We start from the raw sequence: 15,574 nt of genomic DNA, 5'->3' as shown, positions 1-15,574 counted from the left end.
GTCCCACCCCTCCGGGGCAGGATTGTCCGGGCCCTGTGGCACGTCGAAGCTCTCGAACGGGCAATTTTGCCCGCTCTTCGCGCTTCTCCTCCCACAGCATCCCGGACAATCCTGTCTCGATCCTCGTAATATGTGGGTCTGCACCCTAGAGTTGGCAACAGGAGACGCTTTGCCCATGCCGATTTCGCCCGATCCCGCAAAGGCTGGCGCCCGCGCCATGCCGGGCTTTGGCCGCGACCCTGCTTCGGTCCGCCGTCGCATCGAAACGATGGAGGAGGTGCTGGAGCGGCTCTTCGTCGTTCCCGGCATCAACCGCCCGGTCGGCATCGACAGCATCGTCGGGTTGGTGCCGGTCATCGGTGACCTGGCGACCGCGTCGATGGGCATCTGGATGATCTGGGAAGCGCGCAATCTGGGCATGTCCAAATGGCAGCTGACCCGCATGTCGGCCAATGTCGGGATCGATACGCTGCTGGGCGCCATCCCCCTTGTCGGCGACCTGTTCGACTTCGCCTTCCGATCGAACAGCCGCAACCTGCGCATCATCCGCAAGCATCTCGACAAGCATCATCCCTCGACCGTGACGATCGACGGCTAGGGATTGGCCCCCGCGCTATTCCCCAGCGTCTGGACATTGGGATCAAGGTCCAGGATCAGCCCCGGCTTGCGCGCCGGCACCGGCACCTCGCGTGGCATGGTCTGCGTCGCGGGTCTGCGCGGATTGGGAATATTTGGCCCTGGCTGTATCCGCACATAGCTTGCGATCGGCGCGCCGCCCTGATGCGCCGGGCAGCGGGTAAATTCCATCGCCCGGTCCATGCACAGCCACACTTCGCTCAGCCAATTGCCGCGCGTCGTCGTGACGCGCAGCATGTCCGGCCTCAGCCCCCGGTTGGCGCGTGCGAAGGCTTGCGCAAACTGCCCCACAGTCAAATTCTTCGTCCGCGCCAGCGCCCCCATGTCGGGATAGCGGACCGACTGGTACAAAGCCCGCGACAGGTTGAAATACAGCTCCGGCTTGCTCGTCATGCAGGTGCCATGCTTGGCCCATTCATGCTGGATCAGCTGGACCGAGGGCGTCGCGCACAGATTTTGCCGGATCACTTGCCGCGGCACCAGATCGGCGGCGCGGCAATATTGCGGCCATTCCTTGCCAAAACCATCGGGCCACAACCCGTGCAGGGTGAAGCCGAAACGGCCATTCCGCCCCCCGCACTGAAGCACGCTGCGCCCGCCCTTCGCTGTCGAACAATATTGCGGCGACCAGCTGAGCGCCAGCGTATAGCTGCCGATCGGCAGAATGCGCCTGGGTTCCTCCGCGCTTGGCCCTTCCAAATCGGGCCGGGCGACCTGGGCAGGCGGACTGCACTGGGCCGATTGCGCCAGCGCCGTCCCCGGCACTGTGATCAGCGCCAGCACGACCAGCCGCTCAAGCATAAGCAAAATCCAGCCCGATGTCCGCCGCAGGGGCCGACTGGGTCAGCCGCCCGACGCTGATATAGGTGACGCCCGTTTCCGCCTTCGCCCGGATCGTCTCCAGCGTCACCCCGCCCGACGCCTCGGTCGGCACCCGCCCGGCGACCAATGCCGTCGCCTGACGCAGCATCGCCGCGTCCATATTGTCGAGCAGCAAATGCGTCGCCCCGGCGGCCAGCGCCGGTTCGATCTGGTCGATCCGGTCGACCTCGACAATGATCTGCTGCACTCCGGCATCGACCGCGCGGCGCACCGCTTCGCCGACCGATCCGGCCACCGCGACATGATTATCCTTGATCATCGCCGCGTCCCACAGCCCCATGCGATGATTGGTCGCCCCGCCCATCCGCGTCGCATATTTCTCAAGGACACGCAGCCCCGGAATGGTCTTGCGCGTGTCGAGCAGCGTCGCGCCCGTCCCCGCGATCGCATCGACATAGGCCCGCGTCATCGTCGCGATGCCGCTCAGATGCTGGACCGTATTGAGCGCCGATCGCTCCGCCGTCAGCATCGCCCGCGCCTTCCCGCGAATCCGCAAAATATCGGTCCCCCCCGCAACCTGATCCCCATCCTGACGCAGCTGTTCAATCACCACATCGGGATCAAGCGCCCGAAAAAACGCCACCGCCACCGACAATCCCGCCAGCGTCACCGCATCGCGCGTATCCATCACCCCGTCGAACATCGCATCAGCCGGGATCACCGCCTCGCTGGTGACGTCCCGCCCGTCCGGGCCGAGATCTTCGGCGAGGGTGGAAGCGACGAAAGCGGCAAGGTCGAAATGGGGGAGGGAGAAGGTCATCACCGCGCCCCCAAATCCCCCAACCCCACCGTCGCACTCGCCATTTCCAGCATCCGGTCCAGGCTCTTCTTCGCGCCCAGACGCAGCGTCTCGTCCATCTCGATCCGCGGCTGTAGGTCGCGCAGCGCCAGATACAGCTTCTCCATCGTGTTGAGCGCCATATAGGGGCAGATATTGCAGTTGCAGTTGCCGTCCGCACCGGGCGCGCCGATGAACGTCTTTTCCGGCACCGCCTTTTCCATCTGGTGGATGATATGCGGTTCGGTCGCAACGATCAGCGTGTCGCCGGGCATCGTCTTGGCGAAATCAAGGATGCCGCTCGTCGATCCGACATAATCGGCATGATCGACGATATAGGGCGGACATTCTGGGTGTGCGGCGATCGGTGCGTCGGGATGCTGGACCTTGAGCTTGAGCAACTCCGTCTCGCTGAACGCCTCATGCACGATGCATACGCCCGGCCAGAGCAGCATGTCGCGGCCCAGCTTGCGCTTCAGATAGCCGCCCAGATGCTTGTCGGGACCGAAGATGATCTTCTGGTCCCTGGGGATTTGCGACAGGATTTTCTCGGCGGACGAGGATGTCACGATGATGTCGGACAGCGCCTTCACCTCGGCCGAACAGTTGATGTAGCTGAGCGCAATATGGTCGGGATGCGCCTCGCGGAACGCCTTGAACTGGGCGGGCGGGCAGCTGTCCTCCAGACTGCAACCGGCATCCATGTCGGGCAGAACGACGATCTTGTCGGGCGACAAAATCTTGGCTGTCTCCGCCATGAAGCGCACGCCGCAAAAGGCGATCACGTCCGCATCCGTCTCCGCCGCCTTGCGCGACAGCTCCAGCGAATCGCCGACGAAATCGGACAGGTCCTGAATTTCAGGGCTTTGATAATAATGACCCAGGATCACGGCGTTGCGCTCCTTGCGCAGCCGCTCAATCTCTGCGCGCAGGTCGGTGCCCTGCGGAATGCCGGTAAAAGCGTTCATATGCCTAAAACTCCTCGGTCCCTGATGAGCGCCCTAACGCTGCCGTTGCCGGTTGGCCAGCACCTCGTTGATCGGCGTGGTGACATCCCAGCGCTCGTCCTTCCTGCCCTTGCGCTCCGGCGGAAAGGTCACGATCACCCGCGCATCGCCATAGCCCGCCGCAGTGAGCGGTGCCGTCATCAGCTTGCCGATCGCCGCCCGGCCATAATCGCGCGCCTGCGCCATGCGTTCGGGCGAGCGTGCCGTCGCCAGCGCGCGGCTCTGCGCATGGGCGGACACACGGCGGCTCAGCGCCTCGCTCGCCTGCCGGGTCACGAACAGGCCGTTGGTCTGCACCAAAGTGCGGCGGCTTTCGTCGACATTGGGCTTGCCCGGCATCACGTCCGGCGCATTGACGATCAGCGTGCGGGTCTGCCCGTTCCATTCCAGATCGCCCGCGTCCAACCCGCTGACATCGACGAAATAATCGACCGAGAAGGGCATTTTCACGACCTGATCGGACTTGAGCAGACCAAAGCCGCGCACATCCTGCGCGCTGCTCTGAATCGTGCCGTTGAGTTCGGAGACTTTGAGGCTGCTGACCCCGGACAGCTTGGCCGCGATCACCTTGGTGACCGCAGACCCGTCCTCCTCCACCGCCACGACATAATCGCGGTCATAGCGCTGCCAGCCCAGCCACATCGCCCCGGCCACGAACAGCAGCAGCAGCCCAGCCGCAACCGGCCCGGCATAGCGTTTCAGCGCATCTGCCACAGGCCGTCCGCCGCGCGCACGATCCCGCGCTGATCAAGGTCGATCAGATGCGCCAGCACCGATCGCCCGGCGGCGGGATGCAGGCGCGGATCGACGCCCTTATACATTTCGGCCACCATGTCGGGGATGACGCTGTCGCCATTGCGCTCCAGAAAGCGCAATATCTGCCCCTCGCGCTGCTTGCGATGTCCCATCATGCCGCGCACCAGCCGCTGCGGATTGTCGATCGGCTCGCCATGAGCGGGATAATAGACCGCATCCTCGCGCTCCAGCAGCCGCTGCATCGACCGCATATAATCGGCCATGTCGCCATCGGGCGGAGAAATCACGCTGGTGGACCAGCCCATGACATGATCGCCGGTAAACAGCGCCTGTTCCTCGACCAGCGCAAAGCAGAGATGATTAGACGTATGCCCCGGCGTCGCCACCGCCTCCAATGTCCAGCCGTCGCCCGCCAGCCGTTCGCCATCGGCCAGCACCCGGTCGGGGCGATAGGCCGCATCGAACGCCGCATCGGCGCGCGGCCCGTCATCGTCCAGCGTCAACGGCGCGCAGCCGATCACCGGCGCACCGGTCATCTCGCTCAATGGCCGCGCCGCCGGGCTATGGTCGCGATGGGTATGGGTGCAGACGATCGCCACAACCTGCCGCCCGGCGATCGCCGCCATCAGCGCCGCCAGATGGTCCGCCTCGTCCGGGCCGGGATCGATCACCGCCACGTCGCTGCTCCCGACCACATAGGTCTGGGTGCCGGTAAAGGTGAAGGGCGACGGATTGGGCGCCAGCACGCGGGCGACCAGCGGCGACAGCGGCATCGCCACGCCCGTCGGCAGGTCGGCCAGATCAAAAGGGGGTGCCATGCTTCCCATGTGCCTATTTCCCGCCGGATTTCAAGGTGGAGGTCTGGCGTGCAAGGATCCCACCCTTAATCCTCCCCTGCAAGGGGAGGGGGACCGGCGGAGCCGGTGGAGGGGTGTCACCCCATCGATAGCGCGACACCCCTCCGTCTGGCCTTCGGCCCGACACCTCCCTTGCAAGGGGAGGATAGGATGGCTTGATCCCAGGCAACATACATTGCGGAACATCGGGTCACCATTTCCCATTTTGTCCAACCTGCCCTATCCTCCTGCCATGCCCTCCCCAGACCTTATCGAACGCTGGCGTAATCATCTCAGCCTCGACCGGAGGCGATCGACCCATACGGTGCGCGCCTATGTCGCGACCGCCGAGCGGCTGGTCGCCTTTCTGGAGGCGCATCATGGCGAACAAGTTACCGTCCCGTTGCTCACCCGGCTGGAGCAAGCGGACCTGCGCGCCTTCCTCACCGCGCGGCGGATGGATGGCATCGGCAATCTGTCGGCGGCGCGCGAACTGTCCGCCGTGCGCGGTTTCCTGCGCTTCATCGGGGGTGAGGACGCCCGCGTGCCCCTACTCAAAGGCCCGCGCACCAAGCGCGGCCTGCCCCGCCCCATCTCCCCCGACGAAGCCGTCGCGCTGGCGCAGGACATTGCCGAGGGCGCACGCGAACCGTGGATCGGCGCGCGCGACTGGGCGGTGCTGCTGCTGCTCTATGGCGCGGGCCTGCGCATCGGCGAAGCAATGGGCCTGACCGGCGCGGTGCTCCCTTTAAGCGAAACCCTGCGCGTCACCGGCAAGCGGGGCAAGATGCGCGTCGTCCCGCTGCTGCCGCAGGTCCGTGCCGCGATCGACGCCTATGTGGCGCTTTGCCCCTATCCCATGAACCGCGACGAAATGCTGTTTCGCGGCGCACGCGGCGGCCCCCTCTCCCCCGCCCTCATCCGCCGCGCGGTACAGGGCGCACGCGGACGCCTCGGCCTCTCGGACCGCACCACCCCCCACGCGCTCCGCCACAGCTTCGCCACCCATTTGCTGGGCCGCGGCGCGGATCTGCGCAGTCTGCAGGAACTGCTCGGCCATGCCAGCCTGTCCTCAACTCAAGTCTATACCCAGGTCGACGCCGCCCATCTGATGGACGTCTATCGCAACGCCCATCCGCGCGCCTGAAATTCGCCGCATTCCTGCGTCAGCCTCGTGCTTTCCCAGCGGTGGAAAGCCGATGCTATGTTTTATCCTGACCTTGCAAAGTGTCGGCGCAATCCCGCCCGACTTCGACCTCAAATCGGTTCAGCCCAGCGTCGATTCGATCGTCGTCACCGCGCGAAGGCAAAGCCAGCGGATCGAGCGCGCACCGGTTAGTGATGAACCCCCGCTCGGTCGCGCGGAGATGGGCCTGTTTGGCAAGGTTAAGGGCAATCTGCATGTGGAAAGCCAGGGCATGGGGAACGGCACCACATCGCAGCGGGTCATGGTCGGCGTGAAAATACCGTTCTGAACACTCAGCCCTTGGGCCGCCAGGTAGCCAGCCGCCACAGATAGACCAGCACCGCCCCCACGACGCATACCGTGGCGGCGGGGCCGATATATTTATCAATCTCGCTGAAATTCTTGCCCAGCACGAAACCGGCATAGGCCAGGATGATATTCCAGATCAGCGCGCCCCCGGCCGTCCACGCCAGAAATTTCATATGCCCCATGCGGAACAGTCCGGCGGGCAGTGACACCATCGTCCGCAACGCGGGCATGAAGCGGAACACGAACACGACGATCTGGCCATATTTGCCGAACAATCGGTCCAGCGCCTCGACATCGCGCCATTCCAGCGTCGCCCAGCGGCCATAGCGATCGACCAAAGGCTTCAACCGGCCAAAGCCCAGCACATGCCCGACCATATACCAGAAATAATTGCCGACCGTGGTGCCAAGCGTCCCCGCCAACAGCAACCACTCCATCGCCATCCGGCCTTGACCCACGCGAATACCGCCAATGCCCATGATCAATTCCGACGGGATCGGCGGAAAGACATTTTCCAGCACCATCAGCGCAAAAATGCCCCAATAGCCGCCCGCGTCGATCAGGCGGAGAACCCAGTCGGTCAAACCCTGTCATCCCAGTGGCGCACTATGATCAAGCCGCCGCCCGTGCCGCCAGCCGGGCGTCGATCGCGTCCCAGATCAGCCCGCCCGTATCCGTGCCATCAAAGGCGTCGATCGCCACGATGCCGGTGGGCGAGGTCACGTTGATCTCAGTCAGCCATTCGCCGCCAATCACATCGATACCCACGAACAGCAATCCGCGCGCCTTCAATTCTGGTCCCATAGCGGCGCAGATTTCGCGTTCTTTGTCGGTCAGCACCGTCTTGGCCGCAGACCCGCCGACCGCCAGGTTGGATCGGATTTCGCCCGCGCCCGGAATCCGGTTGATCGCGCCCGCGACCTCGCCATCGATCAGGACGATACGCTTGTCGCCTTGGGCGACGCCGGGGATGAAGGCCTGTACCATGAATGGCTCAACCCATGACGCGTTGAAGATTTCCACCAGCGCGGAAAGATTCGATCCTTTGGCATCGACATGGAACACGGCGTTACCCGCATTGCCATAAAGCGGTTTCACAACAATCTCGCCATGCTGGGCCAGAAAACTGCGCACTTCGGCCAGATCACGGGTGATCATCGTCGGCGGCATGAAGCGGGCATAGTCCAGCACGAACAGCTTTTCCGGCGCATTGCGGACGCTGGCAGGATCATTGACCACCAGCGTTTCGGCCTGCACCCGCTCCAGCAAATGGGTGGCGGTGATGTAGCTCAGGTCGAACGGCGGGTCCTGCCGCATCAGCACGACATCGACATCGCGGCCCAGGTCCAGCATCTCCGCCTCGCCAAAGGCGAAATAATCGCCCTCCACTTTCTGGACCTTCACCGGCCGCGCCTTGGCCAGCACCCGGCCATCGCGATAGGTCAGGTCAGGGGCGAGATAATGGTAGAGCCTGTGCCCCCGCGCCTGCCCCGCCAGCATGATGTGAAAGGTCGAATCGCCCGCAATCTTGATGCCCTCCATCGGGTCCATCTGCACGGCGACGGTCAGGGGGTTGAGTTCGGTCATCTTCATTCCTTTTCCGTTCGCCCTGAGCGAAGTCGAAGGGCTCCGCCGAGCGTTAGCGAGGTGCTTTGCCTTCGCTTGCGCTCAGGCGAGGGCTTCGACTTCGCTCAGCCCGAACGGTTTTGGGGAGCGGCACATCACCCCCCATGCCAGACATTGGCCAGATGGCGTGGCGCGCGGCCCGGCGCAAGGAGGATGACGTCGATTCGCATATCGTCCCCCGCTTTGCCCAGATCATGCCAGAGGATTTCCGCCGCCGCCGCGACCCGGCGCAATCGCCGCTCGTCGATCGCCAGGTCCAGTTCCGCCGCCGTGGCGCGCGCCTTCACCTCGACAAAGGCCAGCATCCCGCCCTTGCGCGCGACCAGATCAACCTCGCCCGCCGGCGTGCGCATCCGCCGTCCGACAATCTGCCAGCCTTTCAAGCGCAGCCACCAGGCCGCGATCCGCTCGGCCTGACGCCCGCGTCGTTCGGCGGCCAGTCTGGCAGGAATTGGGCGCTTCACCCCTTCAATTCCGTCGCCCGGTCATAGAGTGCGCGCCGGTCCAGCCCCAATTTCTTGGCGACCTCTCCCGCCGCCTTCGACACCGACAGCCGGGTCAGCGCCTCCAGCAAAGCTGCGTCGGCATCCTCGGCACTGGCGGGCGGCGCTTCGCCGGGCGGGCCGACCGTCACGACAATCTCCCCCTTGGGCGGCGCATCGGCATAGCGGGCGGACAATAGGCTCAGCGTCCCGCAGGCGGTTTCCTCGAATGTCTTGCTGATCTCCCGGCTGACCGCCGCGTCCCGGTCGCCCAGATGCGCGGCCATGGCGGACAGGCTTTCCGACAGGCGCGGGCCGCTTTCGTAGAACACCAACGTCGCCCGCAGCCCGGCTACCTCATCCAGCACATCCCCCCGCGCCTTGGCCTTGCTGGGCAGGAAGCCCATGAACAGGAAACGATCGGTCGGCAGGCCCGACAGCGTCAGCGCCGCAATCGCCGCGTTGGGACCGGGCAGGGTCGTGATCCGCCGCCCCGCCGCCCGCGCATCGCGCACCAGCTTATAGCCCGGATCGGAAATGAGCGGCGTCCCCGCGTCCGACAGCAGGGCGACCGATTCGCCCGCCATCCGCTCCACCAGCCGCGCCCGCACATTTTCGCCGCTATGGTCATGATAGGGCAGCATTGGCCGATCAGAGCCAGCATGGCGCAGCAGCCGCGCGCTTACCCGTGTATCTTCCACGGCGACCACGTCCGCCAGCCGCAGCACCTCCGCCGCGCGCGGGGTAAGGTCACCAAGGTTGCCGATCGGCCCCGCGACGATATAAAGCCCAGGTTCAAGACCCGAAGATTGAGTTTCCATAAGGACGCCAGATGACAGAGACGGATGCCTCCCGGCAAGCGGACTTGTTCGCTTCATTGAAGCGTGGCGCGCGTATTGCGCTTGCAGCGGGCACATTGCTGCTCGCCGCCTGCCAGTCGATCGTGCCCAAGGGACCGGCACCCACCACCCCGACCGGCCCGGTTGGGCCAAGCGGCCCGGACGTGACGCAAGGCCTGCCGACCGACACGCTGCGCCACCGCGTCGCGCTGCTGGTGCCGATGAGCGGTCCCAATGCAGGCGTCGGCCAGTCGATCGCCAACGCCACCACGCTGGCGCTGATGGACACCAAAACCGACAAGATCCGCATCACCACCTATGACACCGCCCTGGGCGCGGCGGCAGCGGCGAACCGCGCGCTGGCCGAAGGCAACCGCCTGATCCTTGGCCCCTTGCTCGCCGAAGATGCCCGCATTATCGGGCCGATCGCCGCGCGCACCAATGTGCCGGTGATCAGCTTCTCCAACGACGCCAGCGCAGCGGGCAGCGGCGTATATATCATGGGCTATAACCCCAATCAGTCGATCGAGCGGGTCGTCGGTTTCGCCCGCGACAAGGGGCTGTCGCGCTTCGCCGCGCTCATCCCGCGCGGCACCTATGGCGAACGGGCGGGCAATGCGCTGCTGCGCGCGGTCGAGCAGGCGGGCGGCACGGTCGTGTCGATGCAGAATTTCGACCGCAGCCCCGCTTCGATCACCGCAGCGGTCAAGAAGTTGCAAGCCTCGTCCAGCTATGACGCGCTCCTGATCGCCGACAGCGGCAAGGTGGCGCTCCAGGTCGCACCGATCGTGCGCAAAAATGGCGGCGCGACCGCGCGGCTGCTCGGCACGGAATTGTGGAATACCGAAGGCACGCTGGCCGCCAGCCCGGTGCTGCGCGGTGCCTGGTTCGCCAGCGTGTCGGACACGCTCTACGGCCAGCTCGCGGGCAAATATCGTGCCCGTTACGGCACGTCGCCCTTCCGCCTGTCGTCGCTCGGCTATGATTCGGTCCTGCTGACGGTGCGGATCGCCCAGGACTGGAAACCGGGCAGCCCGTTCCCCGCCACGCGCCTGCGCGATTCGGGCGGCTTTTCCGGCATTGACGGCGCATTCCGTTTTGGCCGCACCGGCGTTGCCGAACGCGCGCTGGAAGTATCCGAAGTGGGCGCTGGCAACGTCACGGTCATCGCCCCTGCTCCCCGCAGCTTCGCGGAATAATCAGTCCGCTGCCGACCGGGGCACCCGCCCGGTCGGCAGGATCAGCGGCCAGCCATTGCCCGGATCGATGCACGCGGTGATGCCATAGACATCCGCAAGCGCCTGCGCGGTCAGCACGTCCATCGGCGCGCCATCCGCGACAAGCGCGCCGCCGTCCATCAGCAGCAGCCGGTCGCACCAGCGTGCCGCCATGCTGAGGTCGTGCAGCACCGTCACCACCAGCGCCCCGCCCCGCGCCTCGTCGCGCAACAGGTCCATGACATCGATCTGGTGACCGGGGTCCAGCGCCGCAAGTGGCTCGTCGGCGATCAGCCCGCGCGCACCCACCGCCAGCGCCCGCGCCAGCAGCACCCGCGCCCGCTCCCCGCCCGACAATTCGGTGGCGATCCGGCCTTTCAGATGCAGCACATCGGCCCGCGCCATCGCAGCCTCCACCGCCGCCTCATCCTCATCCGACAGGCGGGAGAGTGGCCCCAGATGCGGCAGCCGCCCCAGCGCCACCAGCCGCTCGACGCTCAAGGGCCAGTGCAATGTCTGGCCCTGTGGTAGATAGGCGATGGCACGCGCGATGCTCCGCCGGTCGATCCGTGCGACATCCTGCCCGTCGATCAGCACCCGGCCCGCCTGCGGCCTAGCCAGCCCCAGCATCGCCCGGATCAGCGTCGATTTGCCCGCGCCATTGGGTCCGATGATGCCGACCAGCTGGCCCGGCTCCAGCGTCATGCTCACATCGCGCACCGCCGCATGACGGCCAAGCCGGACCGACAATCCCTCTACCGCCAGGCTCACCATAGCCGCCGCTCCCGCATCAGATGGACCAGGAACACCGGCACGCCCAGCATCGCGGTGACGACGCCGAGCTTCAATTCATTGGCCGACGGGATCAGCCGCACGCCAATGTCGGCCAGCGTCAGCAGCACCGCGCCGCCGAGCAGCGAGGGCAATAGCACGGCTGAGGGCGACCGGTCGGTCAGCGGGCGCACGATATGCGGCACGATCAGGCCAACAAAGCCGATCGCCCCCGACACCGCCACCGCGCCGCCCACGCCGATCGCGACGCCCAGCATCATCCGCAACCGCGCGGCGTTGAGGTTCACGCCCAGCGCCTGCGCGCCTTCCTCACCCAGCGTCAGCGCGTCCAGCGTCCGCCCGTCGGCCAGCAGCAGCGCCGCGCCGATGGCAATACAGGGCAAGGCGACGACGACATGCACATAGCTGCGGTTTTCCAGACTGCCCATCAACCAGCTCATAATCTCCATCGCCGCAAAGGGATTGGGCGACAGGTTGAGCGACAGGCTGATCCCCGCTCCCGCCAGCGTCGCGACGGCAATGCCCGCAAGAATCAACGTCAACGGGCTTTCTGATGGTCCCGCCAGCAGAAACAGCCCGGCAATGGCGATCAGCGCAGTGGTGATCGCCAGCAACGGCAGGACCAGCGGGTGCAAGGCGCTAAGACCAAAATAGAGCGCACAGACCGCGCCCAAAGCCGCCGCATTGGACGCACCCAGCACGGAGGGTTCGGCCAGCGGATTGCGCAAATAGCCCTGCAACGCCGCGCCCGACAGGCCCAGCATCGCGCCGACCAGCAGGCCAAGCAGCATCCGCGGCAGTCGCAGGTCGATGATGATCGCGCGCGCAACATCATCGCCGCCGCCAGTCAGCACCGCCCATATCCGCGCCGGACTGATCGCGACCGCGCCCAGCATCACGGAACCCATTGCTGCGGCGACCAGCAGAAGCAGCAGCGTCGGGACGAGGAAGGGGTGACGGCGGGCCGTCATGGGCGCTCCCCTTGGCGGTTGGCAAAGCGACGTGTTCCTGCGAAGGCAGGAACCCAGTTCTGAGCGCGGGACTGGGTTCCCGCCTTCGCGGGAACACGTCCTACTACAAGACAGGCTCCATGATCCGTCCGCTGACCCTTGCCATTACTGCCCTGACACTCACCAGCGCAGCGAACGCAACGCCGCGCCGCATTGTCTCGCTCAATGTCTGCGCCGACCAATATCTCGTCGCGCTGGCCGACGAGGGGCAGATCGCCGCGCTCAGCAGCAATGCGCGCGATCCCGAATTGTCGGCGGCGGCGGACAAGGCGCGGAGCTATCGCGTGCTGCGGCGCGCTTCGGAGGAGGTGCTGGCGATCCGGCCCGACCTGATCCTGGGCTATCCCATCGGGCCGAACATGGTGGCTGGCGCGCCGCCGGGGCAATGGACCACGCTGGGGTTGGCCAGTGCGGACAGCTATGCCGCGATTCTCGATCAGATACGGCAGGTCGCGCGCGCGGTCGGGCATGTCGACCGGGGCGAAAAGCTGATCGCGCAGATCAACCGCGAACTGGCGGCACTGCCCAAAGCAAAACGTAACGGCGTGGCGGCCTATTATCAGCGGCGCGGCTACATGACCGGCACCGGCACATTGGTCGATGACCTGATGCGCCGGGTGGGCCTCACAAACCTCGCCGCGAAACTCGGTAAGCCTGCGCTGGCGCAGGTGCCGCTGGAGGCGATGGTCGCGGCCCGGCCCGACTGGCTGATCGTCGAAAGCGGCAGCGAAGCGGTGGTCGATCAGGGGACCGAAATGCTTCAGCATCCAGCGATCAAGAGCATCCCGCGCATCAGCCTGCCGCAAAGCTGGACCGTATGCGGCGGCCCCGCCTATGTACAGGCGGCGCGGGCCATCGTGGCGCAACTTGGGGCGCCACGCAGCAAAAGCGCGACGCGGCTGAACGCGCCAAAGTGAAGGGACGAGCCTGACGCCCGTCCCCCCTTGTGCCATATCAGAAGCGGACACGCACACCGCCAAAGGCGGAGCGGCCATAGACGCCATAGCCATAGGCGGTGGCGTAGGCTTCATCGAACAGATTGTCGATGCGGCCATAGACTTCCAGATGCTCGCCCAGCGGCAGCGAGGCGCGCAAACCGGCAAGCGCATAGCCATCCAGACGGCGGGTGTTGGCGGCATTGTCGAAACTGTCGCCCACCATCGTCACCGTGGCACCAGTCGACAGGCCGAAGGACCAGACATAGTCCGCCGAGACGCTGACCGCATTGACCGCGCGGCGCGGCAGGCGGTTGCCATCATTGATCCCGCCCGACCGGTCACGCGCATCGACATAGCTATAGCTGCCGGTCACGGTCAGTGCGTCCACCGGCTTTAAGGCAATGCTGGCCTCCACCCCCTTGGCGCGGGTGCGGTCCAGATTGCTGTAGCTGAAGGTCGCATTGTCATAATTGATCTGGTCGGTGGTATTGCGCAGGAACGCCGTGACCGACACTGTCGCCCGCCCGCCGTCCAGGCTCTGGTCGAAACCGACATCATAGCTTTTCGACCGTTCGGGGCGCAGCGCGCTGTTGCCGCTGAACATGTCGTAAAGCTGATAGAGCGAGGGTGCCTTGAACCCTTCGCCATAGCTCAGGCGGATGTTGGTCGCGCCAGCGTTCGGCGTGTAGTTTGCGTTCGCGCCGAATGTGGTTGCGCCGCCAAACTGGCTATGATCGTCATGCCGCACCCCACCTGTGACCGACAGGCCGGTGAAGGGCTTGACGATGGCAAGGGCATAGACGCTGTCGATGTTGATCTTCGCCGACGACGTGCTGCCGAAACCGAAGAAATCATAGTCGGGCCGTTCATGCTCATAGCCGAACACCAGCCTGGCCTGATCGACCGGGGCATAGACGCCTTCATAGTCGAAGCGCAGGTTGGTGCCGGAATAGCCATAGTCCGGGTCGGTGCCGCGCACGAAATAATAGTCGCGGTCGTTGCGCAGATAAGTGACCGCCGCACGGTTGGTCAGCTTCCCATCCAGCAGGGCGAAGTTGAGACCCGCATAGCCCACATATTGGTCGAGCTTGCTCACATCGCTGCTGTCGGCAGGCGCGCCGAAGAAGCTGTCATAGTCCAGGTCGGCATGGATATAATAGCCGCGCAGGTCGAGGCTCAGCGCATCGCTGAACGCCAGTTTCAGCCGGGCATTGGTGGCGATATTTTCATAGCCATCCTTCTCCGTGCCGCCCGCCGCCGAGGAAATGCCATCGGTGCGGAAATAGGCCGCGCCCACCCCGCCCGACGCGATCCCGCTGGTGCCGGAAACGTCCGCCTTGGCGTTCAGCGTATCGCTATAGCCATAATCGACCGAAGCGTTCGCTCCAAAGCCCTCGGCAGGCACGCCAGTCATGATGTTGACCACGCCGCCGATCGCCTGGCTGCCATGGACGACCGAGTTGGAGCCGCGCAGCACTTCGATCCGCTTGATATTGCCGGTCAGCAAATGGCCGAAATCATAGCCATCGCCGATGCCGCTGGGGTCGTTGACCTTCACCCCGTCGATCAGCACCAATGTCTGCGTTGTTTCCGCGCCGCGCAGCGACACCCCGGTCACGCCGCCGGTGGAACCGTTGCGGTTGAAGCGCACGCCCGGCGTCGTCGCCAGCAGATCGACCACATCGACCGCCTGCCGCGTCTGGATGGTCTGCGCGTCGATGACGGTGATCGCCTGCCCCACCTCGTCCCGCGACTGTTCGATGCCCGACGCGGTGACGACGATGTTATCGTCCTGCGCCAGAGCGGGCGTTGCCGCCAGCAGCGCGATAAGAGAAATGCCTGTTTTTACCATGATATAAGCCCTGAGCGTCATTTGCGACTTCAAGGCCGGGGCGTCCGCGCAAACGGTCGCGCCATGATGCGGGATGACGCCAGCCCCCGCCGCACGGCACGATGCGGCCCCGGCCGCACAGCGTCGCTCGACGGAAAACCACCGTGCCATGACCATCCCCTGGATCAGGGCAAGAGCGACCAGACGCCGGCAGGTCTCCTGGCTCGCGGGTCAGGGCAATGACGCACGGACCTTCCCAGACATAGGCTGTCCAGTGGCCGGGTCTTGCGACCCGCGTGCATCATGCTCACCGCTTACAGTTGCAGGGACAGCCACGGAATTGGGCGCTTGCACGCCCGCACCGCATTCCCATTTTAAGCCCCTTGCGGGACACCGGCGCGATCTAGCACGACGGGGAAACCCCGCCGCGTCGCGCGCTCTAGGGGAAA

The 15,574-nt window shown here is 65.3% G+C and carries 17 protein-coding genes and 1 riboswitch; of the genes, 5 read left to right on the top strand and 12 right to left on the bottom strand.

Annotated elements, in window-relative coordinates; translation table 11 throughout:
• The first annotated feature begins 175 nt into the window (after positions 1 to 175).
• On the top strand, positions 176 to 598 hold the full coding sequence (locus Q0D44_RS05250) for a DUF4112 domain-containing protein (RefSeq protein ID WP_294133518.1): 423 nt from the start codon (positions 176 to 178) through the stop codon (positions 596 to 598).
• Here the strand turns inward: Q0D44_RS05250 and Q0D44_RS05245 are convergent.
• The 5 genes from Q0D44_RS05245 to Q0D44_RS05225 are packed head-to-tail and all read right to left on the bottom strand — an operon-like array spanning position 595 to position 4,877.
• A complete protein-coding gene (locus Q0D44_RS05245; RefSeq protein WP_294133516.1) occupies positions 595 to 1,437 on the bottom strand; it encodes a ribonuclease T2 in 843 nt (280 codons plus the stop codon). The two genes, Q0D44_RS05250 and Q0D44_RS05245, sit on opposite strands and share 4 nt — an antisense overlap.
• Positions 1,430 to 2,278 carry a carboxylating nicotinate-nucleotide diphosphorylase gene (nadC, locus tag Q0D44_RS05240; protein ID WP_294133513.1) on the bottom strand — a complete coding sequence of 283 codons (849 nt, stop codon included), beginning with the start codon at positions 2,276 to 2,278 and terminating at the stop codon, positions 1,430 to 1,432. Before nadC ends, Q0D44_RS05245 begins: the two co-directional genes overlap by 8 nt.
• Positions 2,278 to 3,264, bottom strand: coding sequence for a quinolinate synthase NadA (gene nadA, locus Q0D44_RS05235; protein ID WP_006963651.1), 987 nt, complete (start codon positions 3,262 to 3,264; stop codon positions 2,278 to 2,280). The genes nadC and nadA overlap by 1 nt, the downstream gene beginning before the upstream one ends.
• Before the next feature lie 33 nt (positions 3,265 to 3,297).
• Positions 3,298 to 4,017, bottom strand: coding sequence for a DUF4230 domain-containing protein (locus Q0D44_RS05230; protein WP_294133504.1), 720 nt, complete (start codon positions 4,015 to 4,017; stop codon positions 3,298 to 3,300).
• Positions 4,002 to 4,877 carry an MBL fold metallo-hydrolase gene (locus tag Q0D44_RS05225; RefSeq protein ID WP_294133501.1) on the bottom strand — a complete coding sequence of 292 codons (876 nt, stop codon included), beginning with the start codon at positions 4,875 to 4,877 and terminating at the stop codon, positions 4,002 to 4,004. The genes Q0D44_RS05230 and Q0D44_RS05225 overlap by 16 nt, the downstream gene beginning before the upstream one ends.
• 271 nt (positions 4,878 to 5,148) lie before the next feature.
• Between Q0D44_RS05225 and Q0D44_RS05220 the strand changes: the two genes are divergently transcribed.
• Both Q0D44_RS05220 and Q0D44_RS05215 read left to right on the top strand, forming a co-directional pair.
• Entirely contained in the window at positions 5,149 to 6,042 is an 894-nt protein-coding gene (locus Q0D44_RS05220; RefSeq protein ID WP_294133498.1) for a tyrosine recombinase XerC, read from the top strand.
• A gap of 52 nt (positions 6,043 to 6,094) precedes the next feature.
• Positions 6,095 to 6,370: a hypothetical protein gene (locus Q0D44_RS05215; RefSeq protein WP_294133496.1), complete on the top strand. Its 276-nt coding sequence runs from the start codon at positions 6,095 to 6,097 to the stop codon at positions 6,368 to 6,370.
• A gap of 4 nt (positions 6,371 to 6,374) precedes the next feature.
• Here the strand turns inward: Q0D44_RS05215 and Q0D44_RS05210 are convergent, their stop codons facing one another.
• The 4 genes from Q0D44_RS05210 to rsmI form a co-directional block, all read right to left on the bottom strand.
• Positions 6,375 to 6,974: a DedA family protein gene (locus Q0D44_RS05210; RefSeq protein ID WP_294133494.1), complete on the bottom strand. Its 600-nt coding sequence runs from the start codon at positions 6,972 to 6,974 to the stop codon at positions 6,375 to 6,377.
• A 28-nt stretch (positions 6,975 to 7,002) separates the two neighbouring features.
• Entirely contained in the window at positions 7,003 to 7,977 is a 975-nt protein-coding gene (gshB, locus tag Q0D44_RS05205) for a glutathione synthase (protein WP_294133964.1), read from the bottom strand.
• A gap of 134 nt (positions 7,978 to 8,111) precedes the next feature.
• Positions 8,112 to 8,480, bottom strand: coding sequence for a YraN family protein (locus Q0D44_RS05200; protein ID WP_294133492.1), 369 nt, complete (start codon positions 8,478 to 8,480; stop codon positions 8,112 to 8,114).
• Positions 8,477 to 9,319, bottom strand: a complete 843-nt coding sequence (gene rsmI, locus Q0D44_RS05195; protein ID WP_294133489.1) for a 16S rRNA (cytidine(1402)-2'-O)-methyltransferase — start codon at positions 9,317 to 9,319, stop codon at positions 8,477 to 8,479. Before rsmI ends, Q0D44_RS05200 begins: the two co-directional genes overlap by 4 nt.
• 11 nt (positions 9,320 to 9,330) lie before the next feature.
• Between rsmI and Q0D44_RS05190 the strand changes: the two genes are divergently transcribed.
• Positions 9,331 to 10,536 carry a penicillin-binding protein activator gene (locus Q0D44_RS05190; protein ID WP_294133486.1) on the top strand — a complete coding sequence of 402 codons (1,206 nt, stop codon included), beginning with the start codon at positions 9,331 to 9,333 and terminating at the stop codon, positions 10,534 to 10,536.
• Here the strand turns inward: Q0D44_RS05190 and Q0D44_RS05185 are convergent, their stop codons facing one another.
• Positions 10,537 to 11,328, bottom strand: a complete 792-nt coding sequence (locus Q0D44_RS05185) for an ABC transporter ATP-binding protein (RefSeq protein ID WP_294133483.1) — start codon at positions 11,326 to 11,328, stop codon at positions 10,537 to 10,539.
• The gene (locus Q0D44_RS05180) at positions 11,322 to 12,317 is read right to left on the bottom strand and encodes an iron ABC transporter permease (protein ID WP_294133478.1); all 996 of its coding nucleotides are present in this window, start codon (positions 12,315 to 12,317) and stop codon (positions 11,322 to 11,324) included. The genes Q0D44_RS05185 and Q0D44_RS05180 overlap by 7 nt, the downstream gene beginning before the upstream one ends.
• A gap of 119 nt (positions 12,318 to 12,436) precedes the next feature.
• On the opposite strand from Q0D44_RS05180, the gene Q0D44_RS05175 reads away from it, so the two are divergent.
• On the top strand, positions 12,437 to 13,273 hold the full coding sequence (locus tag Q0D44_RS05175) for an ABC transporter substrate-binding protein (RefSeq protein WP_294133474.1): 837 nt from the start codon (positions 12,437 to 12,439) through the stop codon (positions 13,271 to 13,273).
• A 37-nt stretch (positions 13,274 to 13,310) separates the two neighbouring features.
• On the opposite strand, the gene Q0D44_RS05170 is transcribed toward Q0D44_RS05175, so the two are convergent.
• On the bottom strand, positions 13,311 to 15,146 hold the full coding sequence (locus Q0D44_RS05170; RefSeq protein WP_294133473.1) for a TonB-dependent receptor: 1,836 nt from the start codon (positions 15,144 to 15,146) through the stop codon (positions 13,311 to 13,313).
• A 170-nt stretch (positions 15,147 to 15,316) separates the two neighbouring features.
• Positions 15,317 to 15,538, bottom strand: a riboswitch (cobalamin riboswitch).
• Positions 15,539 to 15,574 lie beyond the last annotated feature (36 nt).

This window comes from Sphingobium sp. (assembly GCA_023266575.1).
GTDB lineage: Bacteria > Pseudomonadota > Alphaproteobacteria > Sphingomonadales > Sphingomonadaceae > Sphingobium.
This window is presented reverse-complemented; position numbering and strand designations above follow the sequence as displayed.